Source organism: Variovorax sp. H27-G14 (assembly GCF_046156345.1).
In the GTDB taxonomy this organism is placed as follows: domain Bacteria; phylum Pseudomonadota; class Gammaproteobacteria; order Burkholderiales; family Burkholderiaceae_C; genus Variovorax.
In genome coordinates, this window is the sequence record NZ_JAYLVN010000003.1 from 641,344 (window position 1) to 666,696 (window position 25,353).

The window sequence follows — 25,353 nt, forward strand, 5'->3', positions numbered from 1 at the left end:
ATGAACACCCCCGCACTTCGTCTTGCCGATCAGCCGCAGTCCCCGCTGATCCACCTCATCGACGACGACCAGGCGGTGCGCGACAGCCTCTCGCTGCTGATCGGCACGGTCGGCCTGCGCGTGCAGGCCTGGGCCGACCCGCAGGCCTTCATCGACGGCTTCGACCGCGCGAGCGTGGGCGCCATCGTGCTGGACGTGCGCATGCCCGGCATCAGCGGGCTCACCGTGCTCGACCGCCTGGTTGCGCAGGGTGTGGACCAGCCCGTGATCATGTTGACCGGCCACGGCACGGTCGAGATGTGCCGCCGTGCTTTCAAGGCCGGAGCGGCCGAGTTCCTGGAGAAGCCGGTCGACGACGAGCAACTGCTCGAGGCGTTGCAGAACGCCGTGCGCCAGCATGTGCGTTCGCGCCAGCGCTCGCAGGCCGACAACGCAGCGCGCGAGCAGGTGGCGCAGCTGTCGGAGCGCGAGCGCGAGGTGCTGGCCTTCATCGTGCAGGGGCTCACCAACAAGGAAATTGCGCGCACGCTGGCGCTGTCTCCGCGCACGGTGGAAACGCACCGTGCCAACCTGTTCGCCAAGCTCGGCTGCGATTCGCTCGCGCAACTGATCCGGCGCTACGCGGTGCTGGTGGACGGCGCTGCGTAGTTCTACGGAGTGCCGCGCGTAGCCGTACGAATGGCCGGCGCGGGCCAGGTTTTCTACAGTGGCGCAGCTGTCGGCAACGGCCGGCGCAAACACCTGAATCACTGGAGAAAACAAACAATGCAAACCACCCTTCGCCTTGGCGGCCTTTGCGGCATCGCCGTGTTGCTCGCCGCATCCGTGGCTCAAGCGCAGACCGCCGCCCCGGCAGCCTCGGCCGTTCGTACCGAAAAGAACATGTCCCTCGCGCTGGCCAACCAGCTCGCCGCGGAAGCCGTGGTCGCCTGCGCCGCCAACGGCTACAACGTGGCCGCCACCGTGGTCGACCGCGCCGGCACCGTGCGTGCCGTGCAGCGCGCCGACAACGCCGGCCCGCACACGCTGGCATCGAGCGAGCGCAAGGCCTGGACCTCGGCGTCGTCGAAGGCGCCCACGCAAGCCATGATGGAAGGCTCGCAGAAGAACCCGGGCGGCGCCAATCTGGTGTACCTGCCGGGCGTGCTGCTGCTGGGCGGCGGCGTGCCGGTGAAGTCGGGCAACGAAGTGATTGGCGCGGTCGGCGTGGGCGGCGCGCCTGGCGGCCACCTCGACGAGCAATGCGCCAACGCGGCCATCGACAAGGTCAAGGGCCTGCTCTGATGTTCGGGCGCGGCATCTGGCCTGGTGTGTTGGCGGTCGCGCTCGGCATGGGCGTGGCGGCCGGTGCGCGGGCCCAGGTGCCGCCGCTCGCGGCCGAGGTGCTGGCCTATGAAGGGCTGCACCAGGCCGCGTGGCAGGGCGACCTCGTGAAGCTGAAGGCGCTGATCGCCTCGGGCGCGAAGCTCGACGTGCGCGACACCCGTGGCCGCACGCCGTTGCAGGTGGCCACGCATGCGCGGCAGCGCGAGGCCGTCAAGCTGCTGGCCAATGCTGGCGCCAACCTCGACCTGCTGGAAGACGACCGCTACGACGCGGTCACCATCGCGTCGGTGGCCGACGATGCGGCCACGCTGTCCCTTCTTTTGTCGCTCGGCGCCAATGCCGGGCAAACCACCAGCCGCTACGACGGCACCGCGCTGATCGCTGCCGCGCATCTCGGGCATGACGAGGTGGTGCGACGGCTGATTGCCGCCGGCGCGCCGCTGGACCACGTCAACAACCTGCACTGGACGGCGGTGATCGAGTCGATCGTGCTCGGCGACGGCGGCCCGCGCCATCAGCGCACGCTGGCCGCGCTGGTCGACGCGGGCGCCAGCCTGAAGTTGTCCGACCGGCAGGGCAACACGCCGCTGCAACTGGCGAAGGCACGTGGCTACACGGCCATGGTGAAGCTGCTGGAGACGCCGCGCGCAAGGTAGGGCGGCTCGCGGACAATCGGGGCTTCGAACGAGGAAGACAGGAAGACGCCCCATGTACATGCCCCCGCAGTTCAATGCCAAGGACCCGGCCATCGCGCTGGAGTTGATGCGCTCGCATCCGTTCGCCAGCCTCATCTCGAACGACGAAGACGGGTTGCCTTATGTCTCGCATCTGCCGCTGGTGGCAGAGCGGGCCGATCAGGGGCAGCCGGGAGAGGGCGATGCACTGGTGCTGTGGGGCCACTGCGCCAAGCCCAACCTGCACTGGCGCTACCTGCAGGCGCGGCCCAAGGCGGTCGTCACTTTTCTGGGGCCGCATTCGTACCTGTCGCCCTCGGTGTACCCCGACCTGGCGCGCGTGCCGACCTGGAACTACCTGGCCGTGCATTGCACCGTCGAGGCCCGGCTGGTCGAAGAGCCTGCCGCCAAGGACGCGCTGCTCAAGAAACTCATCGGCGACCACGAGCCCGCGTATGCGCAGCAATGGCGCGACCTGGGCGAGGAGTTTCAGCTGAAGATGCTGGCCGGCATCGTCGGCTTCGAGCTGCGCGTGACGGCGCTGCAATGCGAGGTCAAGCTCAACCAGCACCGCCGCGAGTCGCATGCCGCAATGCACGCGATGTACAGCGCCGGCACGAGCGATGAAAAGGCGCTGGCCGCCTGGATGGATCGCCTGGGCATGCCTGCCGAAGCCGCCCCGGCGCAAGGCAGCTGACATGCGTGGACTGGGACTGATCGGACTTGTGCTGGCACTGGTGATCGTCGGCCTGCTGGCAAAGAAGCAGATGACCAGCGTGGCCGCGCCCGTCGGTGGCGTTGCAGCCACGGGCGAAGCGCCGGTGAATGCGCACGACCAGGCGCAGCGCGTGCAACAGCAGGTCAAGGATGCGCTCGACGCGGCCGCCAAGGCACGCCCGATGCCCGATGACAACTGAGCCCGCTCCCTCTTCGGTGGTGACCGACGCGCACTGGATGGCGCTCGCGCTGGCCGAGGCGCGCCTGGCGGCCGAAGCGGGCGAGGTGCCTGTCGGCGCTGTGCTGGTGAAAGACGGCCGCGTGGTTGCGACTGGCCGCAACACGCCCGTGGCGCAGCACGACCCGAGCGCGCATGCCGAAATCAACGCACTGCGCGCAGGCGCCGCTGCGCTTGGCAACTACCGGCTTGACGGCTGCGAGCTGTTCGTCACGCTCGAACCGTGCGCCATGTGCGCGGGCGCGATGCTGCATTCGCGCCTGGCGCGCGTGGTGTTCGGCGCGACCGATCCGAAGACCGGCGCGGCCGGCTCGGTGCTCGATCTGTTTGCCGAGCCGCGGCTGAACCACCACACGAAGGTGCAGGGCGGTGTGCTGGCGGATGAAAGCGCTGCCGTGCTGCAGGCCTTCTTTCAGCAGCGGCGCAGTGCGGCGCGCGCGCAGGCCGAGCCCCTGCGCGACGACGCGCTGCGCACGCCCGTCGAGCGCTTTGCCGCACTGAGCGACTACGCCTTCGCGCCGCACGCCGTGCAGGACCTGCCGGCACTGAATGGCTGGCGCATGCAGTACGTCGATGAGGGCGGTGAAGGAGGCGAGGGTGAGCAGATCGCCGATTGCCTATGCCTGCACGGCCCCGGTGAATGGGGTTACTTCTTTCGTCACCTCGTGGCACAGCCGGGCCTGCATGTGCATGTGCCCGACCTGATCGGCTTCGGCAAGAGCGACAAGCCAAAGCGCGAGACAACGCACACGCTCGCTTGGCACTGTGGCGTGCTGCTCGAATGGCTGGACCGCGTGCAGGCTGGGCCGTGGGTGCTGGTGCACAGTGTGAGCGGCACGGAACTCGCCGCACTGCTGCAGGCCGCGGCGCCCGAACGCTTCGCGGCGACGCTCGTTGCACCAGAAGGCAACGAGCGCATTCAGCACGCATGGCGCGCGCCGTACCCCGACCGCGGCTACGAGGCCGCGCTGCGCGCGCTGGGGCCCATCGCATCGTCATCGGGCCCGACGCAGGCGCAGGCCCAGGTGTTCGCCCTTGAAGTGCGCAACGCAATGGGATACTCGAGCGCGTGACCAAACACATCTACATCTATTCCCCCTCCAGTGCCATTCGCGACAAGGCGGCCTTTCGGCGCGGCGTGAAGCGGCTGAAGGCACTGGGCCATGAAGTCGAAGTCGACGACGCGGCACTGTCCGTGCACCAGCGCTTTGCAGGCGACGACGCCACGCGGCTTGCAGCCATCTCGCGCGCGGCTTCCAGTGGTGCCGACGTGGCGCTCATCTCGCGCGGCGGCTACGGGCTCACGCGCATCCTGGATGCGCTGCCGTACAAGGCCATTGCCAAGGCCATCGGCAAGGGCACCGAGTTCGTCGGCTGCAGCGACTTCACCGCCTTGCAGAACGCAGTGCTCACCAAGACCGGCGCGGTCACTTGGTCGGGCCCCTCGGTGGGCGAAGACTTTGGCGCGGAGGCCGGGCCGGACGACATCATGGAAGCCTGCTTCGACGACCTCGTCACGGGGCAGGGCGAAGGCACCGGCTGGCGCATGCCGGCGCGCGATGCCGAGCTGAAGTTCAAGGCCGTGCAAGACGCCGTGCTGTGGGGCGGCAACCTGTGCGTGCTGACCAGCCTGCTCGGCACGCCGTACTTTCCGGCCGTCGACAAGGGCGTGCTGTTCATCGAGGACGCGAACGAGCATCCATACCGCGTCGAGCGCATGCTCGACCAGCTGAAGATGGCTGGCGTGCTGGCACGCCAGCGCGCCATCGTGTTCGGCCAGTTCACCGGAGTGCGCAAGGTGCCGGGCTACGACCGCGGCTTTGGCATGAACACCGTCATCGACCGGTTGCGCGGCTCGCTGAAAGTGCCCGTGCTGGCCGGGCTGCCGTTTGGGCATGTGCCTACCAAGGTGCTGCTTCCTGTCGGCGCGAAGGTGGCGCTGGCGGCCGAGGGGCGCGATGTGTTCCTGGTGTGGGGGCATCGGCACGGGGCCGAGCATGGCGATCACCACGCTCATCACGCTCACCAAGGGCACGATGGTCATGACCACCACGGCCACGATGGTCACGATGGTCATCACCACGCGCATTGAGCCGGCAAGACATCGATCGAACAAACGCCCCAACAAAAACGGCCCCGAAGGGCCGTCGTTGGTGCAAGCCTTTTCAGGCGTCGGGTGTGAAGCGCTGATGGGTGCGCGGGCCCATGGAGCCGGGCAGACCGCCCTTGAACATGCTGTTGATGGTTTTCATCTGGCGGCGTGCGGCGGTTTCGCCGTCAATGGCGCTCAGCGCCAACATCAAATCCTGGCGCAAATACCAGAGGGATTCGACATCGGCTGCAAAGCGCACGCGCTGGCTCACGCGCTGCACGGAATGGCCACCATGGCCCTGAAGCACCGAGAGCATGGCGGTGCGGATGCGCCCCAGTTGGCTCTCCGCGGCTTGGCGAGAACCGAAGCCGGGCACGTTCAGCAGACGAAGGATGCGGCGAAGAAGCATGGGACAAAAAGCGTATTGCCTGAAGCAAGGACGAACGCTACCTTAAGGCGCAGTTCACCATTGCACAAGATCTGGAACGGCGTTTCTTGTTTGTAAACAACACGCTTTACTTAGGGTTTTGAGATGGTTCTCACTTTTGTTTTCTTAAGTACTACATAACACCACATGACTGTGTTGCATCTGTTCTGTTTCAACCTGCGTATACAGGTAACGTCAACAAACATAGCGTGCAAGCCGCTCAACTTTTGCGTCACTGTTCAAGAGCAGCGGGAATTGTTTGCAGGGTAAGGTGAGGGCCTTGCACCATCAACAACAGCGATCTTAGAAATCGAGAATCAGAACAACATGGGTGTCAATTCCACAGTCGTCTTCGCAGACTTGACGGGAAGTACCAGGGTCTTCGAGGCCATGGGGAATGCGCGAGCCACGGAGACCGTCACACGGCTGACGCAATGGATCGGCGGCGTGTGCCAGGCCCACGGCGGCCGTGTCGTGAAGTCGCTGGGCGATGGCGTCTTTGCCATCTTCACGAGCGGTGCCGCGGCCACGCATGCCGTGATCGAAATGCAGCGCTATCACCAGAAGCGCCTGCTGAGCTGGCCGGCGCCGTTGCGCATGGCGCTGCAGATCGGCGTGGCCAGTGGTGAGGTGGTCGAGGTGGAGGGCGACTGCTACGGCGACGCCGTCAATCTTGCATCTCGGCTCAGCGATCTGGCGGGGCCGGGACAGATCTGGGTGACCGAAGCGGTCGTCTCGCAACTGCACGAAGGCACGGTGCAGCACCGCGACCTTGGCCTCATCAACATTCGCGGGCGCGTCGAGATGTCGGTGGTGCATCGCATCGACTGGCAGGAGGAGGTGACCTCATTTCTTACTGTGCCGGCCTCGCTGGCGCCCATGCGCATGCCCGACTCGTCGTTCGGCCAGATCGAACTGGCCTGGCTCGACGTGCGCTCGATGTTTCGCACCGAGCAGTTGCCCATTCACCTGGGCCGCGTCGGCGACGCGCAGTTTGTGGTGAACGACCCGCGCGTGTCGCGGCTGCATGCGCGCATTGAACTGCGCCAGGGCAGCTGCGTGTTGATCGACGTCAGCACCTACGGCACCTGGGTGCGTTTTCAGAGTGACGGCGGCCCCAGCACCGAGATTGCGCTGCGGCGCGAAGAGTGCGTGCTGCACGGCCGTGGAGAAATTGGCTTGGGCGCACCACTGAGCGATTTCAGCGCGCCGACCATCGCCTTCAACACCACCAGCGGCGACGTGATGTTGTCGCGCCGCGAGATCGCGCGCTGACCTTGGCGCACGCGGCCCGGCTGTTCACGTTTGGCAACCAGCGTGCGGCGTGCCGGGTGCACCGCGCGGCATGCTGCGGCGTTGCTTACACACCCGGACAACGTCCGCCCTTGGCTCTGGAGCCTGCGTGAACCTCAAACATCAATCTTCTGTTTTCAAATGGATGGCCATCGGTGCCGTCGCCGCCGGTGCGCTGCTGGCCGCCGGTGCCGCCAGTGCGCGCGGCAGCTGGTCGGTGCAGATCGGCACACCGGGCCTGGCGGTCGGCGGCTACCCGCAGCCGTACTACGCGCCGCAGCCGGTCTACCCATACCCCGCGCCCATCTATTACGAAGCGCCGCCACCGGTCTACTACCGTCCGCCGCCCCCTGTGTACTACCGTCCGGCCCCGCCCGTGTACTACCGGCCGGCGCCTGTGTACGCACCGCCACCGGGCCGTGTGTATTACGGCCCGGGCTATCCGTACCGTGCACCGAACGCCTGGGACGACGAACGCGATTGAGCACCTTTGTATTCCCCGGCCGCTTCATCGGCTGAGCGGATTCTGAACATGGCATGCCGCTTGGCATGCCATTTTTGTTTCAGGAGGTGACGAAAAAGTCACACATGTTCACATTTATGTGGCCTTGCTGTCGCTTGGGCATTCTGAAAGCCCCGTTTCCAGCAGGTTGGCAGGGGGCACGCCGCTTGCCTTGCATCGTTCAACCGGCGTTGGAGCGCCGAAGGAGCGAGAGCACATGGTGGAACATCTGGAGGCCGGCGAAGACCAGGCCGTGGACGTGGCGCATTCCGCGGATGCAGCACGGCCGTTGAAGGCGGCGGCGGGCTTTTCGATGGCCGCGGCGTTGGCCGCGTGCGGTGGTCCCGGCATGACCTACCTTCGCAACATGGGGTTCATGAAATGACCACGATGAGCTTGAGCGGCCTCAACGGCATGGACGGCGGCACCAGCGTCACCTTTGGCCCGGAGCCGGCGGCGCGCACGCTGCCGCGCAGCAGATCGGTGACGCATGTGCGGCCGTTCACCACGGTGGAGGCCGCCATCGTGGCGGTCGAGGCGCTGGACCGCGACCTGCGCAAGTTCGAGCTGGCGGTGGCCGACAGCCTGCAGGACTACCTGGGCGTGCAGATGGCGCAGATCACCGACTGCGCCCTGGCGCGCGGCTGGGAGCCGCTGAGCTTCACGCAGAAAGACGGCTTCAGGCTTTACCGCTACGAGGCCATGCGGGGCTCTTCGGGGCGCCGCAGGCCGCGCTGAGGCGCGGCGCGTTCACATCGCCGGTGCCTGCTGCCCAGGTTCAGGCCAAGGGGCCTGCGCCGCACGCACGCCTTCGTAGAACGCGGCCATCTGCAGCACGCCAAGGTCGTCGAACCGACGCCCCGCAATCTGCAGGCCGATCGGCAAGCCGCTCTTGGCGTAGCCACAGTTGATCGACGCCGCGGGCTGCTCCGACTGGTTGAACACCGAGGTGAAGTGCGAGTCTTTCATGGGCGTGTCCGCGCCGCTGTTGGTGGCCTGCGCCGCGAAAGGCAGCACGGGCGATACCGGTGAGAGCACGTAGTCGTATGGCTGGGTGGCAGCCACCGTGGCGGCGCGCATGTGCTGCAGGCGCGTGAAGGCGCGGAACGTTTCCTCTGGCGTGAGCGAGCCCGCGAACTCGGCCGCGGCATGGATGTACGGCGCCGCCAGCGCGGCGCGTTCCGGCGGCATGGCGGCCAGGTCCACGCGGCAGCGCATGGTGAAGAAGTGGGCCATGCCCAGGCGCATCTCCTGCGTGGTCCAGTCGGCGAGTGGCTCCACGATGGCGCCGGCTTGCTCGAACAACCGCGCCGCTGCGAGCACCGCGTCTTTCACTTCCGGGTCGATGGGCCATTTGCCCGCGGTTTCTGTCCACAGCCCGATGCGCACCCCTTTGAGGTTGCGCGCAAGCTGCCGCCAGGCGATGTCCTGCGCGGGCAGGCTCACGAAGTCGCGCGGGTCGGGGCGGGAAACGACCTGCATCAGCAACGCGGCGTCGGCCACCGTGCGCGTCATCGGGCCGATCACGCGGGCCGCCGCTGGCGGATCGACCGGAACGCGGCCCTGGCTGGGCTTGAGCCCGAACACGCCGCAGAAGTTGGCCGGAATGCGCACCGAGCCGCCTATGTCCGAGCCCAGGTGCAGCGGCCCGTACCCGGCCGCCGCGGCCGCGCCGGCACCCGAACTCGAGCCGCCGGTGTTCTTGCTCAGGTCCCACGGATTGCGCGTGAGCGGGTGAAAGCTCGACGGCGCCGCGCCCAGAAAGCCGAAGTCGGGCATGGTGGTTTTGGTGACGATCACTGCGCCCGCCTCGCGCAGCCGCGCTGCCGCGGGTGCGTCGGCCGCGGCCGGCACGAGCACCGTGGCCGCGCTGCCCAGCGGTGTCGGCGTGCCGCGCGTGGCGATGTTTTCTTTCAGCGTCACGGGTACGCCGTCGAGGTCCCCCTGCGGCGCGCCCTGGGCCCAGCGTGCCTCAGAGGCCTTGGCCGCGGCAAGGGCTGCTTGGGCATCCAGCCCATAGCTCGCATGGATGCTCGGCTCCCAGCGTTCGATGCGGTCCAGCACGGCTTGCATCACGTCGACGGGCGACAGCACGCGGTCGCGGTACTGTTCAAGCAGTTGCACCGCGCTGAGTTCGTAGAGGGGAGTGGTCATGTGCGTTGTCTTCTTTGGTGGTTGAGGTGTGAAGAAAAAAGAGTGGCCGGTCGGCGAGGTTCAGCCCTGCCCAAAGGCGTAGCCCTGGCCCGGCGCGGCGGCCAGCAGCGAGCGCGTGTACGCCTCGCGCGGCGACAGCAGCACGTCGCGCGCAGTGCCTTCCTCGACGATGCGGCCCTTGTGCATGACGATCAGCCGGTCGCAGATCTGGCTGGCCACGCGCAGGTCGTGCGTGATGAACAGGATGCCGATGGACAGCCGCTGCTGGATCTCCGCCAGCAGCTTCAGGATCTGGTCCTGCACCGACACGTCCAGCGCGGACACGGCCTCGTCGGCAATCAGCACCTGGGGTTCGCAGGCCAGCGCGCGCGCAATGCACAGCCGCTGGCGCTGGCCACCGGAAAACTCGCTCGGGTAGCGGTGCAGCACATCGGGCTTCAGCCGCACGAGCGCCATCAGCTCTTCGGCGCGCTTCCATGCGGCCGCGGGCGACATGCCGAAATTCACCGGCCCCTCCACGATCGACTGGCCGACCGTGCGGCGCGGGTTCAGCGACCGGTTCGGGTCCTGGAACACCACCTGCACGGTGCGCCGGAAGGCCGAGAGCCGCTCGCGCGCGGAGTGCTGCTCAGGCATGCGCGGCATGCGCACGTCGCCCTCGGTCGGCTCGATGAGCCGCGCGATGCAGCGCGCCACCGTCGACTTGCCCGAGCCAGACTCGCCCACGATGCCCACCGTTTCACCCGCATGCAGCTTCAGCGACACGTCGATGGCCGCGTGCACCGTGCGTCGCTTGCCGGGCCAGGCGCCGGCGGTGTAGGTCTTGCTGATGCCGCGCGCGTCGAGCAGCGGCGGCACGGCGGCCAGGGCAGGGCGCTGCGCTGGCTCAGGGCGCGGCACGGCGTCAAGCAGCATGCGCGTGTAGGCCTCTTTCGGTCGGCGCAACACTTCATCTTTCGGGCCGCTCTCGACTTGACGGCCGAGTTGCAAAACCACCACCTGGTCGGCAATGTCCGCCACCACGCCGAAGTCGTGCGTGATGAACAGCACCGCGGTGCCGTTCTCCTGCTGCATCTCGCGGATGAGCGACAGGATCTCGGCCTGCGTGGTCACGTCCAGCGCTGTGGTCGGCTCGTCGCAGATCAGCAGCGCGGGCCGCAGGATGAGCGCCATGGCAATCACGATGCGCTGGCGCTGCCCGCCAGACAGCTGGTGCGGGTAGGCGTCGTAGATGCGCTCGGGCTCGGGCAGCTTCACCCGCGCGAAGATGGCCAGCACCTTCTGCCGGCGCTCGGCCGTGCCCAGCGCGGTGTGCTCGGCCAGCACCTCGTCGACCTGCGCGCCGCAGCGCATCACCGGGTTGAGTGCCGTCATCGGCTCCTGAAACACCATGGCCATGCGAACGCCACGCAGCGCGCGCAGCCGCGCGTGGTCGGCGTCGAGCACGTTCTCGCCCTGGACCTCGATGCGTCCGCCCGAGGGCACGAGCGACGTGGGCAGCAGGCCCATTACCGCCTGCGCGATCACCGATTTGCCGGAGCCCGATTCGCCCAGCAGGCACACGACCTGGCCAGGCATCACATCGAAAGAAACGCCGTGCACCGCATGCGCACGATCGGCACCGGTTGGCAGGTCGATGCGCAGGTCGCGCACCGAGAGGCTGGGCACCTGGCCCGTGTGTTGACTGGAAGAGGTGGGTGTCATGTCAGGCTCCGCGCGGGTTGAACTTGGGGTCGAGCGCGTCGCGCAGGCCGTCGCCGAGCATGTTCACCGCCAGCACCGTCACTGCCAGGAACGCACCGGGCAGCAGCACCGTCGAGGGGTGCGAGCTGAAGTGCGCGCGGCCTTCGGCCATGATGTTTCCCCAGGTCGGCACATCGGTCGGCAGCCCGATGCCCAGGAACGACATCACCGCTTCCACCAGCATGGCCGCGGCGCACACGAAGGTGCCCTGCACGATCAGCGGCGCAATGGTGTTGGGCAGAATGTGGCGCACCATGAGCCGCCAGGTGGGTGTGTCCAGCGCAATGGCGGCTTCCACATAGGGCTCCTCGCGCACCGACAGCACCACCGATCGCACCAGCCGCGCCACGCGCGGTGTCTCGGGCACCACGATGGCCAAAATTACCGTCCACAGGCTGGGCCGCCACACGGCCACCAGCACGATGGCGAACAGGATGCCGGGGATGGCCATCATCCCGTCCATCACCCGCATGACGATGCCGTCGAGCCGGCGAAAGTAGCCCGCCACCATGCCCACCAGCAGGCCCATTGCAATGGAGCCCAGCGCCACGGTCACCCCCACCGACAGCGAAACGCGCGCCCCGTACGCGGTGCGGCTCCAGATGTCGCGGCCCATGCTGTCCGTGCCCAGGGGAAAGACATGCTCGAACGCGTCGCCCGCCAGGGTGACGAACTCGGCCCGCGTGCCGGGCGACAGGTGCGAGCTGGCCGGGTCCATGGCGTTGGGGTCGATGGTGTAGAGCCAGGGCGCCGCCACCGCGATCAACACCATGAGGCACAGCAGTGCGCTGCCGGTGCGCACGGCACCGTTGGAAAAGATGCGGCGCAGCAAAGACGGCTTGCGCTGGCGTGGCACGCTCGTCGGGTCCGCCGGGTCCGCCGGGTCTGCTGGGTCTGCCGGGTCCGCTGGAATGGAAATCGAAGTCATGAGAAGTGTCCCGATGAAAGCCGTGGCGTGTCAGTACCGGATGCGCGGATCGAGCAGCAGGTAGCTCAGGTCCACCAGCAGGTTGACCACCACGTAGACGAGGGAAAAGAACAGGGTGATGCCCTGAATGAGCGGGTAGTCGCGCGACAGCACCGCGTCGACCGTGAGCTGGCCCAGCCCCGGAATCGCGTAGATGGTTTCGGTGACCACCACGCCGCCAATGAGCCCCGCCACGCTCAGCCCGATGATGGTGGCGATGGGCACGGCCGCATTGGCCAGCGCGTGGCGCATCAGCATGCGCCACTCCGAAATGCCCTTGGCACGCGCGGTGCGCACGTAGTCTTCGGTGAGCGCCTCGGACACCGCGGCGCGGGTCACGCGTGCAATCAGCGCCGCATACATCACGGCCAGCGTGATGCACGGCAGCACCAGGTTGCGCAGCCACGGGCCCACGCCATCGGCCATTCGGCTGTAGCCCTGCGAGGGCAGCCAACCCAGCTTCATGGAGAACAGCCAGATCATCAGATAGCCCGCCACGAACACCGGCACCGAGAAGCCCAGCACCGACGCCCCCATGATGAAGCGGTCGAGTCGACCGCCGCGCCTGGACGCCGCCAGCACGCCCAGCGGCACGGCGATCAGCACGGTGAGCACCACCGTCACCGCGGCCACCGACAGCGTGGGCTCCAGGCGCTGGCCGATGAGCTGGGTCACGCTCAGCTTGTAGAAAAACGAATAGCCCAGGTCGCCGCGCACCACGTGCCCGAGCCAGGTGACGAACTGCACAAGAATCGAATCGTTCAGGCCAAGCTGCGCGCGAATGCGCTCGATGTCCAGCGCGCTGGCCGCATCGCCCGCAATGGCCGCGGCCGGATCGCCGGGCGTCATGCGCAGCAGCAGGAAGACGATGACGGCGACGATCAGCAGCACCGGCACGGTGGCCAGGCCACGCCGCAACAGAAAGTTGAGCATGAGGAAATCTCCTGCAAAGGGAGTGCGCGAAAAGCGCGGGCAACGGCAGTCCCCAACCGGTTGCCGCAAGGGCAACCGGCCAAGCACTCCGATCGAAGAGGGGGCTACTTCTTCTGCACGTTCCAGTACAGCACCGCGGGCGACTTCAGCAGCCCGCTCACCACGCCGCGGCGCACGGCCGTCGGCGCCTTGCCTTCACCCAGCGGCGCAATCACGCCGCCTTCGAGCACGCGCAGCTGGATCTGCGTGGCAATGTCCTTGCGCTGCGCGACGTCGGCTGTTTCGATGAAGCGCGACTTGAGCTTTTCGAGCTCGGGGTCGACCGGCCAACCGAAGTAGCCCTGGTCGCCGTTGCCGGTCAGGGGGCTGTAGGTCAGCGGGCTGCTGGCGTCCACGCCGCCCCAGAAGGTGATGAAGGCGTTCCAGCCGCCGTTTTCCACCGGGTCTTTCTTTGTGCGGCGGGTGACCAGCGTGGCCCAGTCGGTGGTCTGCACGTCCACGTTGAAACCCACCTGCTTGAGCAACTGGCCGTACACCGCGGGCAGCTTGTTCAGCGCGGGCGAGTCCCCCGGCAGCATGATCACCACGGGCTTGCCGTCGTAGCCTGATTCCTTCAGCAGCTTGCGTGCTTCCTCGAACTGCGGCTTGCCGGTAAAGAAGCCCGTCTTGTCGCTGGCGTAGGTGGAGCCGCACAGGTAGATCGACGCGCAGGGCTTGTAGAAGTCGCGGAAGGTGGCCTGGGCGCGCAGCATCGCCTCCTGGTTGATGGCCAGCATGGCGGCCCGCAGTGCCTTCGGGTTGTTGAAGGGCGCGATCTTGTGGTTGTAGATCACGGTGAACGGCCCGGCGGGCATCACGTCCACCAGGTCGATCTTGTCGTTGGTGCGCATGTCGGCGTAGCCGGAGGACGGCACTGTTTCCAGCATGTCGACCTCGCCGTTGAGCAGCGCGTTGGCCTGCGTCTGCGGGTCGCGCAGCAGCACCCATTCAACGCGGTCCACATGCACCACCTTGCCACCCGCAAGGCCCGATGCGGGCTCCTTGCGCGGCACGTAGGCGGTGTTCTTGCGGTAGACGATGCGGTCGCCGGGGCGGAAGTCTTCCTTGGCCAGCGTGAATGGGCCGGAGCCGGTCATGTCCTCGATCTGCCTGTCGGCGGGCGTGTCGGCCACGCGCTTGGGCATGATGAAGGGCACCAGCGGGTTGGGCTTGCCCAGCGCCTCCAGCACCACGCCAAACGGTTGCCTGAACGTCATGCGAAAGCCGTTGGGGCCGTCCGCGGCAATGCTGTCCATGGCCTCGTACATCTTCTGGCCCAGCGTGTCGCGCTTGGCCCAGCGCGCGAGCGAGGCGATCACGTCCTGCGAGGTGACGGGCGCGCCGTCATGAAACTTCAGGCCCGGGCGCAGCGTGAAGGCCCATACCTTGTTGTCGGGGCTGACGGTGTATTTGTCGACCATCTGCGGCTTGATGACCCCCTTCTCGTCCATGCCGAACAAGGTGTCGTAGATCATGAAGCCGTGGTTGCGCGTGATGTTGGCGGTGGTCCAGATCGGGTCGAGGATCTTCAGGTCCGACGAGGGCACCGTGCGCAGCACGGTCTGTGCCGACGCGGCGGCTGAAAACGCCATTGCCAGTGCGCATAAGGAGACCGCGAACGCGCGGCGTAGCGAGAGGGGAGTTGCCATGGGGCCTTACTTCTTTCGGGGGCGGGCGGAGGGAGACGAGGGGGCGGATTCGGCGGCCTTGCTTTCGCGCAGCTGCACGAGCAAGAACTCGAAGATGTCGCGCGAGCGCGCTTCGGCATCGATGATCTTTGCGAGGGTGCGGCGCAGCGTGTCGGCTTCCGCAACGCTCAGGCAATCTAGAAAGCGCGCTTCCATCTCATGGCCGATGGGCTCGGCGCGCATCACCAGGTCAACGCCGGCTTTGCTGAGGTACAGATGGATCTGGCGTGCATCTTCATTGCCGATCTGGCGCTTCAGCAGATCGCGCTGCACCAGCGCGCTCACCAGCTTGGACACCAGCGTCTTCTCGATGGCACATACCTGCACCAGCTGCCCCATGGTGATGCCGGGGGAGCCGCCCACGGCACGCAGCAGGCGGATGTCGCGCAGCGAAATGCCCAGTTCGATCTCGTACACGCGCGAGCCGCGATCGCGCGTGCGCTCGGTGGCCTGATCGAGCAGGACGTTGATGTAGTCGGTCTTGAGTTGAAGCGGTTCGTGCATGGCTCTATGGTAGAAATCTTCAATAGTTGAAAGTTTCAACTATATGAACGAGCTACGCAAGCTTCGGGCCAGGCGGCAAGGGAAATCCCCTAGCAGGGCGCACGGCCCTGGGGGAAATGGTGTGCGGGATGTGGAAAGGCCGCGCAATGAGCAGCGGCTGACTGCTTGCCGGCAGCACGCCGCTCACCGAACCGGTGCAGCGCGTGCACCAGCTCACCCCACTAGACAAACACGATTGAAGCGCCTTCGCTCAGAGGCCATGCGCCAGGATCCGCTCGAGCTTTTCAATGTCGATCGGCTTTTGCAGGTGGTGGTCGAACAGCCCCGCGGCCGCATGCCCGCCGGTGTCGTGCACGGAAAAGCCCGAGATGGCGACCAGCAGTTTGGGCGTGCCTTCGGCGGTGCTGGCACGCAGGCGCCGCGCCACCTCAGTGCCCGGAAAGTCGGGCAGGGTCAGGTCGATCAGCGCGGCGTCGAAATGCTCGACGGCCGCCGCGTCCATGGCTTGCTGCGCGGTGTAAGTACAGCGGGCCGTGTGGTCCTGCAGGGACAGCAGCTCCTGCAGGAGATCGGCTGCCGCTTCGTTGTCGTCGACGATCAGCACGTTCACTGAAAGCTTCCTATCAAGTAAGTCGAATGGAGCAGTATCGGGGTCCGCCGTGTGCTTTGCCGTAGGAGCATGCCTACGGTTGTGCGTGGGCACCGGCCGCGTCGCTCGGGCCTGTGTCGCCACCCGTGTCGCTCGCATGCATCGGCAGGTCGACCACGAAGCGCGAGCCTTCGCCCGGCGCGCTTTCCACGCCGATGCGCCCGCCATGCAGGCTCACGATCTTGCGCGTGATGTACAGCCCCAGGCCCAGCCCCGCCGCATGCTTGTGGCTGTCCGCGGTGCGCTCGAACTGCTCGAAGATGCGCGCCTGGTCCTGCGGCGCAATGCCGATGCCCTGGTCGCGCACCGCCACCTGTGCCGTGTCGCCGATCTGCTGCACCACCATCTGCACCGGCTTGCCGCCGCCGTAGCGCAGCGCGTTGGTCAGCAGGTTGGTCAGCACCTGCTCGATGCGGAACTCGTCCCACACGCCGTGCAACGCGGCCGGCGCCTCCAGCGTGATCACCGTGCCCGCGGCCTCGGCCTGCTGGCGCAGGCTCTCGACCACGGCGCGCGCAAGCACGGCCAGGTCGACCGGCTTGGTCTGGATGGAGAGCGCGTCGCGGCGCATGCGCGTCACGTCGAGCATGTCGTCGATGAGGCGCACCATGTTGCGAATCTGCCGCTGGTCGCGCTCGATCATGGCCGGCAGCCGCTCGGGCGAAAAGTTGGCCAGGTTGCCCTTGGACAGGTGCAGCTGGCGCAGTTGCGCCTCCAGGTACAGCGTGTTCAGCGGCGTGCGCAGCTCGTGCGACACCATCGACATGAAGTCGTCGCGCATGCGCACCGCGCGCTCCAGCTCCTGCTGGGTGTGCTGCAGTTGTTGCACCAGTTCTTCCTGCTTGCGGTGCGCCGCTGCCAGCGATTCCATCTCGTGGCGCAGCGCCTTGCGGTGCTGGTAGAGGTCGACGAACACGTTCACCTTGCTGACCACCGCGTGCGGGTCCAGCGGCTTGTGCAGAAAGTCGACCGCGCCGCTCTCGTAACCCTGAAAGGCGTAGTTCAGCTCGCGCCCGGCGGCGCTCACGAAGATGATGGGAATGTGCCGAGTGCGCTCGGTGCCGCGCATCAGCTCGGCCAGCTCGAAGCCGTTCATGCCCGGCATCTGCACGTCGACGATGGCCAGCGCAAATTCATGCTCCAGCAGCAGCGCCAGCGCCGCCTCGGCCGAGGCGGCGCGGTACACCACCCGGCCCGGCGCGCGAATGAGCGCCTCCAGCGCCAGCAGGTTCTCGGGCAGGTCGTCGACGATCAGCAGCTTGCTTTCGACCTCAAAGTTCATGAGCGGCCTCCAGTTGAAGCAGCAGTTCGCGCAGTTCGCGCAAGGGGAGCACGTAGTCGGGGTCGTGGCGCGCAATGGCGGCTTGGGGCATGGTGGAAATCTGAGCTTCTTTCGGTTCCTGCACGGCGGTAAGGCCGCCGGCCAGGTGAATGCGGTGGAGACCCTGCGCGCCGTCGTAGTTGGCGCCGGTCAGCAGAAAACCCGCCAGCGCGGGGCCATAGGCGTCGGCGGCCGAGCCCATCATCACGTCGATCGACGGGCGCGAGAACAGCACGGGCGGCTCGCAGCTCAAAGAGAACGTGCGCTCGCGCTCTATCGACAGGTGGTAGCCCGGCGGGGCAAAGTAAAGGCTGCCACCCGCCAGCGGCATCTTGTCGGTGGCCTCGCGCACGGGAATGGGCAGGCGCTGCGCAAAAATTTCGGCCAAGTGGCTCTCGTGTTCTTCGGGCAGGTGCAGCACCACCGCCATCGGCAGGCACCAGGTGGCGGGCAGGTCGTGCAGCAGCGTGTACAGCGCCTCGATGCCGCCGGCAGAGGCACCGAGCACCACGGCGTCCACGCGCTTGTGAACCGACGAACGCAGGCTTTTTCTCATGCGAGCTTGCGGTAGATGCGCTCGGCGCGCGCATGCGTTTCGAAGCTGTTGGCATAGCCCGAAAAGTCGATGCTCTCCTTCGAGCCCAGCCCCAGAAAGCCGCGGTGCGACAGCGACTCGTGGAACAGCCCGAGCGCCCGGTCCTGCAACTGCCGGTTGAAATAAATCAGCACGTTGCGGCACGACACCAGTTGCGTTTCCGCGAACACGCTGTCGGTGGCCAGGCTGTGGTCGGCAAAGATCACGTCGGCGCACAGCGAGGGGTCGAAGCGCGCGGCGTCGTAGGCGGCGGTGTAGTAGTCGGAGAACGAGCTGCGCCCCCCCGCGCGCTGGTAGTTGGTGGTGTAGCCGCGAATCGCGTCCATCGGAAAGATGCCCTGGCGCGCCTTCTCCAGCGAGTTCGGGTTGATGTCGGTCGCATAGATCTGCGTGCGTGCCAGCAGGCCTTCTTCCCGCAGCAGGATGGCGAGCGAGAACACCTCTTCGCCGGTGCTGCAGCCGGCCACCCACACCTTCACGGAAGGGTAGGTATGCAGGATGGGAACCACGTGCTGGCGCAGCGCCAGAAAGTACGGCGGGTCGCGGAACATCTCGCTCACCGGAATGGTCAGGAACTGCAGCAGCCGGGCGAACAGGGCCGGGTCGCGCAGCACCTTGTCTTGCAGCGCGGAAATGCTGGGCAGGCCGAACTGGTCGAGCGCATGCAGCACGCGGCGCTTCTGCGAGGCCACGGTGTAGTTGCGAAAGTCGTAGCTGTACTTGAGGTAGATGGCCTCGGTCAGCAGGCGCAGCTCGATCTCGGTGTCGCTGAGCGGGTGCGGTGGCGTGGCGGCAGGGGAGGAGGGCGAGGAGGAGGAAGGCTTCAGGGTCACAGGCGCTCCATTTTCGGCATCCACACGCGCAGCATCGAGAACAGCCGCTCCAGGTCGACCGGCTTGGCCAGGTAGTCGTTGGCGCCGGCGGCCAGGCACTGTTCGCGGTCGTCCTTGGTGGCCTTGGCGGTGATGGCAATCACCGGCATCTTCTCGAAGCGCGGGTTGGCGCGCAGCCGGCGCGTGGCCTCCAGGCCGTCCATCTCCGGCATCATCACGTCCATCAGCACCAGGTCGATGTCGCTCACCTGGTCGAGCTTTTCGAGCGCCTCGCGCCCGTTGCGGCCAATCTCCACCATGGCGCCGCGTGCTTCCAGCGCGCTGGTCAGCGCGAAGATGTTGCGCACGTCGTCGTCCACCAGCAGGATGGTGCGGCCTTCGAAGATGCGGTCGCGCCCGCGCACCGTTTTCAGCATGCCCTGGCGCTCGGTGGAAAGCTCGGCCTCCACCTTGTGCAGGAACAGCGTCACCTCGTCGAGCAGGCGCTCTGGCGAGCGCGCGCCCTTGATGATGATGGAGCGCGAATAGCGCTGCAGCTCGGTCTCTTCGTCGCGCGTGAGGTTGCGCCCGGTGTACACGATGACCGGCGGGAACGACACGATCTCTTCCGCCGCCATGGCCTTGAGCAGCTCGCTGCCCTGCATGTCGGGCAGCTTCAGGTCGGTGATCATGCAGTCGAACACGCGCGTGCGCAGCAGCTCCAGCGCTTCTTCGCCCGAGCCCACGGCCACGATCTCGATGTCGTCGTCGCCAATCAGGCGGATTACGCTGTCGCGCTGCAGCGCGTCGTCTTCCACCAGCAGCACGACCTTCACCTTTTGCGTGAGCTTTTCCTCCAGCCGGCCGAACACCTTCATGAGCTCGCCGCGCGTGGCGGGCTTCAGCGCATAGCCGACCGCACCCATCTGCAGCGCGGCGCTCTGCGCGTTCTCCGCGGCCGACACCACGTGAATGGGAATGTGGCGTGTGTGCGGCGAGTCTTTCAGGCGCTGCAGCACGTCCAGCCCGGTGCTGTCGGGCAGGCGCATGTCCAGCAGGATGGCGTCGGGCAGAAACTGCGTGGCCAGCTCAAAGCCGTCGGCCGCGCCGTGCGCCACCAGGCAGCGGTAACCCAGCTCGTGCGCCAGGTCGTACAGGATGTGCGCGAACTGCGGCTCGTCCTCGATCACCAGCACGCGGCGCACCTGGTCGCGCGGAATGGCGCGGTCGTCGGCGAACTGCGGCGCGGGCACAGGCGCTGGCGGTTGCGGCGCCAGCGGCGCCATCGGGGCCATCGCAGAGGTGGCCGTGGCCTTGCCCCTGGGCGAGTAAATCGCCGAATGCGGCGCGCTGGAGAACGCCGTGAAAGCCGACGGCGCGTTGGCCGCCGCGCTCGCCTGCGGCGCCTTGGCCGGCAGTTGCAGGATGAAGGTGCTGCCCTGGCCCGGCGTGCTCTGCACCGTGAGCGTGCCGCCCAGCAGCAGCGTGAGGTCGCGCGAAATCGACAGGCCCAGGCCGGTGCCGCCGTAGCGCCGGCTGGTGGTGCCGTCGGCCTGGCGGAAGGCCTCGAAGATCAGCTCGTGCTGCTGCGGGTCGATGCCGATGCCCGAGTCGGACACCGCAAAGGCCGCGCCGCCGTCGGCCGTGGGCGACACCACCACGGCCACTTCGCCGCGGTCGGTGAACTTCAGCGCGTTCGACAGCAGGTTCTTCAGAATCTGCTCTACGCGCTGGCGGTCGGTCACCAGAAAGGCCGGCGCGGCGGGCTGTATCTCCAGCCTGAACCTCAGGTTCTTCTGCATGGCCAGCGGGCTGAAGGTGCTTTCCAGGCTCTGCGCGAGCTTGGCGAGCGACATGTCTTCGGTCACCACCTCGAGCTTGCCGGCCTCGACCTTGGCAATGTCCAGAATGTCGTTGATCAGCACCAGCAGGTCGTTGCCCGACGAGTAGATGGAGTCGGCAAACTTCACCTGCTCGGCCGTCAGATTGCCCTGCGGGTTGTCGCCCAGCAGCTTGGCCAGAATGAGAGCGCTGTTCAGCGGCGTGCGCAGCTCGTGCGACATGTTCGCCAGAAACTCCGACTTGTAGCGGCTTGCGCGCTGCAGCTCGTCGGCGCGGTCTTCCAGGTCGCTCTGCACGCGGCGCAGGGCGGTGTTGCGCTGGTCGAGTGCCTCGGTGCGCTCCGAGAGCTGGCTGTTGGTCTGCTCCAGCTCGGCCTGCTGGTTCTCCAGCATGGCCTGCGAGGCGCGAAGCGCGCGCGACTGTTCTTCGAGCTCTTCGTTGGCGGTGCGCAGCTCTTCCTGCTGCACCTGCAGTTCTTCGTTGAGCTGTTGTGTTTCGGCCAGCACGTCCTGCAGCTGCTCGCGGTAGCGCGCCGCGGCCAGCGAGGTGCCGATGTCGTCGGCCACCAGGTCGAGCAGCTCGCCGGAGCGCGCGTCCAGCGGGCCGGCCAGGCCCAGTTCGATCACGCCGTTGACCATGCCGGCACTGGCCACCGGCAGCAGCAGCACCGCCTTGGGCGCCATGTGGCCCAGGCCGGAATTGACCTGGAGGTAGCTCGCGTCGATCGGGTCGATCACCATGCGGCGGCGCTCGGCCGCGGCCTGGCCGACCAGGCTTTCGGTGGGCGAAAACACCTGCTGCGTGGCCTCCGCCGCGCTGGAGAAACCGTAGCTGGCGGCGCGGCGCAGCGGCCCGTGCCGCTCGCGCACATACACAGCGCCCACGGCGGTGCCCATGTGGCGCGAGAAGAAGGCCAGCACCTTGCGGCCCATGTCCGGCGCGCTCAGCTCGCCGACCAGGTCGCCCACCAGCTCGTTCTGCGCGCCGCGCAGCCAGGCCTCGTGCGAGAGCCGGTCGGAATGCGCCGTTTGCTCGTTCAGCACCACGTCGTAGCTGTTGGACAGCCGCATCAGCTGGCGCCTGCCGAAGTACGCCACCAGCCCGGTGAAGCCCACCGTGAACAGCAGGAACAGGCCCACCGTCCACCAGGCGGTGCGGTTGGCGTCGTTGTTGCGCTGAAAGCGCAGCGTCTGCTCGGTGTCCATGAACGCGGTGAACTCGGTGCGCATGTCGTCGGTCAGCCGCTTGCCGCGGCCCAGGCGCACCTGGGCCTGCGCGTCTTCGCCGGCGCGCCGCGCGGCAATCAGGCTGCGCGCAAACTCCAGCCAGGTGGCCTGGATGGCGGCGATGCGGTCGATGCGCTCCACCTGCTGGCGGTTGTCCGACACCAGCTCGCGCAGCGCGGCGGTGTCGCCCCTGATGCGCGGCACGGCGCTTTGGTAGGGCTCCAGAAAGCTCTCGTCCCCGGTGATCAGAAAGCCGCGCATGCCGGTTTCCATGTCGATGCTCTGGCGCTGCAGCTCGCTGGCGGCGCGGGTGACGCGGTCGGTGTGCTCGACCCAGCCGATGCTGTTGAGCAAAAACAGGATCAGCCCGACGAACACCACGGCACCAAAGACGCCGCCGATCAGCGGCAGCTTGATGTTGCGGCCCAGCAGGCGTTCAAAGTCTTCGGGGTCGATCGCGGTGGGAGTGTTCATCGGTCGCGTGTTCATCGGTCGCATTTGTAAGCAAAACTCCTCAAGTCTTGCCGATAAATTCAGCTCGCCCTGTCGGAGAAGGCCTCGACAGGCGCGCGAGGAGGGGGGTCGAGTTTGAGGCACGCATGGCTATACTGTATTTTCATCCAGTAAAAACCCGATGGGCATTCAACCCTCCAAGCCGCCCCCCGTTGCAGCGCACGTCGTTTCCGTCAAGGCCCTTTGTGCCTTCGGCGCGAAGGCGGGCGACCTCGACCTGCGCTTCGTGCCCGCGCCCAGCGCGCTCGAAGGCATGGCCGGGCATGCGCTGGTGCAGCACCGACGCGGCGAGGGGTACGAAAGCGAGGTCAGCCTCGACACCATCTGCGGCACGCTGCGGGTGCGCGGCCGGGCCGACGGCTACGAGCCGCGCCGGGGCCAAGGCAAATTGGCCCGCGTGGAAGAAATAAAGACCTTCCGCGGCGACTTCGATGCCATTCGCGGCAACCACCGCGCCCTGCACTGGGCACAGGCCCGCAGCTACGGCTGGATGCTGTGCGAGTTGAACGGCCATGACCAGATGACCGTGGCGCTGTGCTATCTCGACCTGGCCAGCGGCGACGAAACCGTGCTGGAAGAGCACCACACCCGCGACACGCTGCGCGAACACTTCGAGCAGCTGTGCGCGCGCTACAGCGCCTGGGCCGCCAGCGAGGCTGCGCACCGTGCGGCGCTCGACGACAGCCTGGCGCGGCTCAAATTTCCGTACGGCAGCTTTCGCGCCGGCCAACGCGAGCTGGCGCAGGCCGTGTACCGCGCCGGCGTGGGCGGGCGCTGCCTCATGACGCAGGCGCCCACCGGCATCGGCAAGACGCTGGCCACCATCTTTCCGCTGCTCAAGGCGCGGGCCGCGAAAAGTGCGAAGCGCATCGACAAGGTCTTCTTTCTCACCGCCAAGACCTCGGGCCGCCCGGTGGCGCTCGACGCCTTGCGCGTGCTCGACCAGGGGCAGGGCGACGGCCGGTTGCGCGTGCTGGAGCTCGCGGCCCGCGAAAAAGTCTGCGAATACCCCGACCGCGCCTGCCACGGCGACGCCTGCCCGCTGGCCAAGGGCTTCTACGACCGCCTGCCCGCCGCGCGCGCGCAGGCCGCGCAGGCGGCCTGGCTCGACAGGCCGGCGCTGCGCGACATTGCGCTGGCGCACACCGTGTGCCCGTATTTTTTGGCGCAGGAAATGACCCGCTGGGCCGACGCCATCGTGGGCGACTACAACTACTACTTCGACAGCAGCGCCTTTCTCTACGCCACCATGCGCGACGCCGACTGGCGCGTGGCCGTGCTGGTCGACGAGGCGCACAACCTGCTGGAGCGCGCGCGCGGCATGTACACCGCGGCGCTGGAAGGCGCGGCGCTCGAAGAAGCGCACCGCGTGGCGCCCGCCGCCCTGCGCGGCCCGCTGGCCCGGCTGTTCCGCGAGTGGGACACGGTGCAGCAGTCGCAGCAGGCGGCCTATGAAACCGGCGACGAAATTCCGGAGCGTTTCTTGCGCACGCTGCAGGCCGCCAACACCGCCATGGCCGAGTACTTCGCGGCCACGCCCGACGCCGCGCAAGGCCCGCTGCAGCGCTTTTTCTTCGACGCGCTGCACTTCGCCCGGCTGGCCGAAGCCTTCGGCGACCACTCGGTGTTCGAGCGCACGCTGGGCGCCACGCAGCAAGAACGCTCGCTGGCCATCCGCAATATCGTGCCCGCGCCGTTCCTGGCGGCGCGCTTTGCCGATGCCGTCTCGGTCACCTGTTTTTCTGGCACGTTGTCACCGTTCGAGTTCTACCGCGACGCGCTCGGCCTGCCCGAGAACACCGCCTTGCTCGACGTGGCCTCGCCCTTCAGCAGCCAGCAGTTGCGCGTGGAGGTGGCCATGCATGTGTCGACGCGCTTTCGCGACCGTGCGGGCTCGCTGCGCAATGTGGCGGACATCATCGGCGCCCAGTTCGAGCGCATGCCGGGCAACTATCTGGCCTTTTTCAGCAGCTTCGACTACTTGGAAAAAGCCTGCGCCGCGTTCTCGCTGCGGCACCCCGGTGTGCCGGTGTGGACGCAGACGCGCGGCATGCGCGAGGCCGATCGCCACAGCTTCATCGCCCGCTTTGCCGAAGGCGGGCAGGGCATCGGCTTTGCGGTGCTGGGCGGCGCGTTCGGCGAGGGCATCGACCTGCCGGGCAGCCGGCTAATCGGCGCCTTCGTGGCCAGCCTGGGGCTGCCGCAATACAACGAGCTCAACGAGATCACGCGCGAGCGCATGCAAACGCGCTTCGGCAAGGGCTATGAGTACACCTACCTCTACCCGGGCCTGCAGAAGGTGGTTCAAGCGGCCGGCCGCGTGATTCGCACCGAGCAGGACAGGGGCGTGCTGCACCTGCTGGACGACCGCTTCGCGCGACCCGACATCCGCGAGCTGCTGCCGCGCTGGTGGCATGTGCAACTGGCCGGCGGGCGAGTGGCCGGGAGTGAAGACGGTGCGCGCCGCTAGACGCCTGCAGCACGCTGGCCAGCCCGACCTGTTCGGGGAAGTCGCAGGCACCGGTGAAGGCCCCGTGGCCGCCATCGAAGGCCTGCGCTACGACAACGACTTTCTGTCGCGCGACGAAGAGGCCGAGCTGCTGCGCATCGTGCAGGGCCTGCCGCTGAAGGAGATGCGCTACAAGGAATACACCGCGCGCCGGCGCGGCATCGGCTTTGGTGGCAGCTACGACTTCGACACCCACCGACTGAAACCCGGCGCGCCGCTGCCCGACATGCTGCATCCGCTGCGGGACAAGGCCGCCGCCTGGGCCGGCATTGCGCCCGGCGACCTCACGCATGCGCTGATTGCGGAGTACCGGCCCGGCACGCCGCTGGGCTGGCACCGCGACGTGCCGGACTTCGAGGACATCGTCGGCGTCTCGCTGCAGGGCGACGCGGTGATGCAGTTCAGGCCCTATGTGCCGGGCGCCTCGGCGTCTAGGCCGAGCGCGCTCGAATTTCTGGTCGAGCCGCGCTCCATCTATGTGCTGCGCGGGCCGGCGCGGTGGGACTGGCAGCACGCCATTGCGCCGACCGAGACGCTGCGCTACTCGATCACCTTGCGAACGCGCCGACACCGAACGCCTTGATTCGCA

At 67.2% G+C, this 25,353-nt stretch carries 25 protein-coding genes; 13 read left to right on the forward strand and 12 right to left on the reverse strand.

The window, feature by feature from the left end; genetic code table 11:
• The 7 genes from VLK31_RS12040 to VLK31_RS12070 all read left to right on the forward strand — a co-directional run bounded on the left by VLK31_RS12040 (nt 1) and on the right by VLK31_RS12070 (nt 5,047).
• Nucleotides 1-648, forward strand: a complete 648-nt coding sequence (locus VLK31_RS12040) for a response regulator transcription factor (RefSeq protein WP_409168620.1) — start codon at nt 1-3, stop codon at nt 646-648.
• 117 nt (nt 649-765) lie between these two features.
• Nucleotides 766-1,284 (forward strand): GlcG/HbpS family heme-binding protein, encoded by a 519-nt coding sequence (locus VLK31_RS12045; RefSeq protein WP_409168621.1) that lies wholly within the window; start codon nt 766-768, stop codon nt 1,282-1,284.
• The gene (locus VLK31_RS12050; protein WP_409168622.1) at nt 1,284-1,982 is read left to right on the forward strand and encodes an ankyrin repeat domain-containing protein; all 699 of its coding nucleotides are present in this window, start codon (nt 1,284-1,286) and stop codon (nt 1,980-1,982) included. The genes VLK31_RS12045 and VLK31_RS12050 overlap by 1 nt, the downstream gene beginning before the upstream one ends.
• A 52-nt stretch (nt 1,983-2,034) precedes the next feature.
• The gene (locus tag VLK31_RS12055; protein ID WP_409168623.1) at nt 2,035-2,697 is read left to right on the forward strand and encodes an FMN-binding negative transcriptional regulator; all 663 of its coding nucleotides are present in this window, start codon (nt 2,035-2,037) and stop codon (nt 2,695-2,697) included.
• Between the two features lies 1 nt (nt 2,698).
• A complete protein-coding gene (locus VLK31_RS12060; RefSeq protein ID WP_409168624.1) occupies nt 2,699-2,917 on the forward strand; it encodes a hypothetical protein in 219 nt (72 codons plus the stop codon).
• Nucleotides 2,907-4,028 (forward strand): tRNA adenosine(34) deaminase TadA, encoded by a 1,122-nt coding sequence (gene tadA / locus VLK31_RS12065; RefSeq protein ID WP_409168625.1) that lies wholly within the window; start codon nt 2,907-2,909, stop codon nt 4,026-4,028. The genes VLK31_RS12060 and tadA overlap by 11 nt, the downstream gene beginning before the upstream one ends.
• Entirely contained in the window at nt 4,025-5,047 is a 1,023-nt protein-coding gene (locus VLK31_RS12070; protein ID WP_409168626.1) for an LD-carboxypeptidase, read from the forward strand. Before tadA ends, VLK31_RS12070 begins: the two co-directional genes overlap by 4 nt.
• A 73-nt stretch (nt 5,048-5,120) precedes the next feature.
• Here the strand turns inward: VLK31_RS12070 and VLK31_RS12075 are convergent, their stop codons facing one another.
• Nucleotides 5,121-5,456, reverse strand: a complete 336-nt coding sequence (locus VLK31_RS12075; RefSeq protein ID WP_409168627.1) for a hypothetical protein — start codon at nt 5,454-5,456, stop codon at nt 5,121-5,123.
• Nucleotides 5,457-5,801: 345 nt separating this feature from the next.
• Here VLK31_RS12075 and VLK31_RS12080 point away from each other — a divergent pair, with 345 nt between their 5' ends.
• From VLK31_RS12080 to VLK31_RS12095, 4 genes are all read left to right on the forward strand, one after another.
• The gene (locus tag VLK31_RS12080) at nt 5,802-6,749 is read left to right on the forward strand and encodes an adenylate/guanylate cyclase domain-containing protein (protein WP_409168628.1); all 948 of its coding nucleotides are present in this window, start codon (nt 5,802-5,804) and stop codon (nt 6,747-6,749) included.
• Nucleotides 6,750-6,876: 127 nt separating this feature from the next.
• A complete protein-coding gene (locus VLK31_RS12085) occupies nt 6,877-7,251 on the forward strand; it encodes a hypothetical protein (protein ID WP_409168629.1) in 375 nt (124 codons plus the stop codon).
• Between the two features lie 235 nt (nt 7,252-7,486).
• Nucleotides 7,487-7,654, forward strand: coding sequence for a hypothetical protein (locus tag VLK31_RS12090; protein ID WP_409168630.1), 168 nt, complete (start codon nt 7,487-7,489; stop codon nt 7,652-7,654).
• Between the two features lie 5 nt (nt 7,655-7,659).
• Nucleotides 7,660-8,007, forward strand: coding sequence for a hypothetical protein (locus VLK31_RS12095; protein WP_409168631.1), 348 nt, complete (start codon nt 7,660-7,662; stop codon nt 8,005-8,007).
• A 12-nt stretch (nt 8,008-8,019) separates the two neighbouring features.
• On the opposite strand, the gene VLK31_RS12100 is transcribed toward VLK31_RS12095, so the two are convergent.
• From VLK31_RS12100 to VLK31_RS12150, 11 genes are all read right to left on the reverse strand, one after another.
• Nucleotides 8,020-9,423, reverse strand: coding sequence for an amidase (locus tag VLK31_RS12100; RefSeq protein ID WP_409168632.1), 1,404 nt, complete (start codon nt 9,421-9,423; stop codon nt 8,020-8,022).
• A 60-nt stretch (nt 9,424-9,483) separates the two neighbouring features.
• On the reverse strand, nt 9,484-11,127 hold the full coding sequence (locus tag VLK31_RS12105; RefSeq protein ID WP_409168633.1) for a dipeptide ABC transporter ATP-binding protein: 1,644 nt from the start codon (nt 11,125-11,127) through the stop codon (nt 9,484-9,486).
• 1 nt (nt 11,128) lies between these two features.
• Nucleotides 11,129-12,094 (reverse strand): ABC transporter permease, encoded by a 966-nt coding sequence (locus VLK31_RS12110; RefSeq protein ID WP_409168634.1) that lies wholly within the window; start codon nt 12,092-12,094, stop codon nt 11,129-11,131.
• A 30-nt stretch (nt 12,095-12,124) separates the two neighbouring features.
• A complete protein-coding gene (locus VLK31_RS12115; protein WP_409168635.1) occupies nt 12,125-13,066 on the reverse strand; it encodes an ABC transporter permease in 942 nt (313 codons plus the stop codon).
• 104 nt (nt 13,067-13,170) lie between these two features.
• Nucleotides 13,171-14,754: an ABC transporter substrate-binding protein gene (locus VLK31_RS12120; protein WP_409168636.1), complete on the reverse strand. Its 1,584-nt coding sequence runs from the start codon at nt 14,752-14,754 to the stop codon at nt 13,171-13,173.
• A 6-nt stretch (nt 14,755-14,760) separates the two neighbouring features.
• Nucleotides 14,761-15,297 (reverse strand): MarR family winged helix-turn-helix transcriptional regulator, encoded by a 537-nt coding sequence (locus VLK31_RS12125; RefSeq protein ID WP_409168637.1) that lies wholly within the window; start codon nt 15,295-15,297, stop codon nt 14,761-14,763.
• A gap of 250 nt (nt 15,298-15,547) precedes the next feature.
• Nucleotides 15,548-15,907, reverse strand: coding sequence for a response regulator (locus VLK31_RS12130; protein ID WP_409168638.1), 360 nt, complete (start codon nt 15,905-15,907; stop codon nt 15,548-15,550).
• Nucleotides 15,908-15,980: 73 nt separating this feature from the next.
• Nucleotides 15,981-17,228, reverse strand: a complete 1,248-nt coding sequence (locus VLK31_RS12135) for an ATP-binding protein (protein ID WP_409168639.1) — start codon at nt 17,226-17,228, stop codon at nt 15,981-15,983.
• Nucleotides 17,218-17,823, reverse strand: a complete 606-nt coding sequence (locus VLK31_RS12140; protein WP_409168640.1) for a chemotaxis protein CheB — start codon at nt 17,821-17,823, stop codon at nt 17,218-17,220. Before VLK31_RS12140 ends, VLK31_RS12135 begins: the two co-directional genes overlap by 11 nt.
• Nucleotides 17,820-18,689 carry a CheR family methyltransferase gene (locus tag VLK31_RS12145; protein ID WP_409168732.1) on the reverse strand — a complete coding sequence of 290 codons (870 nt, stop codon included), beginning with the start codon at nt 18,687-18,689 and terminating at the stop codon, nt 17,820-17,822. Before VLK31_RS12145 ends, VLK31_RS12140 begins: the two co-directional genes overlap by 4 nt.
• A 2-nt stretch (nt 18,690-18,691) precedes the next feature.
• Nucleotides 18,692-22,216, reverse strand: a complete 3,525-nt coding sequence (locus tag VLK31_RS12150) for a response regulator (RefSeq protein ID WP_409168641.1) — start codon at nt 22,214-22,216, stop codon at nt 18,692-18,694.
• A gap of 160 nt (nt 22,217-22,376) precedes the next feature.
• On the opposite strand from VLK31_RS12150, the gene VLK31_RS12155 reads away from it, so the two are divergent.
• Together VLK31_RS12155 and VLK31_RS12160 are read left to right on the forward strand one after the other, a co-directional pair.
• On the forward strand, nt 22,377-24,725 hold the full coding sequence (locus VLK31_RS12155; protein WP_409168642.1) for an ATP-dependent DNA helicase: 2,349 nt from the start codon (nt 22,377-22,379) through the stop codon (nt 24,723-24,725).
• Nucleotides 24,712-25,347, forward strand: a complete 636-nt coding sequence (locus VLK31_RS12160; protein ID WP_409168643.1) for an alpha-ketoglutarate-dependent dioxygenase AlkB — start codon at nt 24,712-24,714, stop codon at nt 25,345-25,347. Before VLK31_RS12155 ends, VLK31_RS12160 begins: the two co-directional genes overlap by 14 nt.
• The last annotated feature ends 6 nt before the right edge of the window (nt 25,348-25,353 follow it).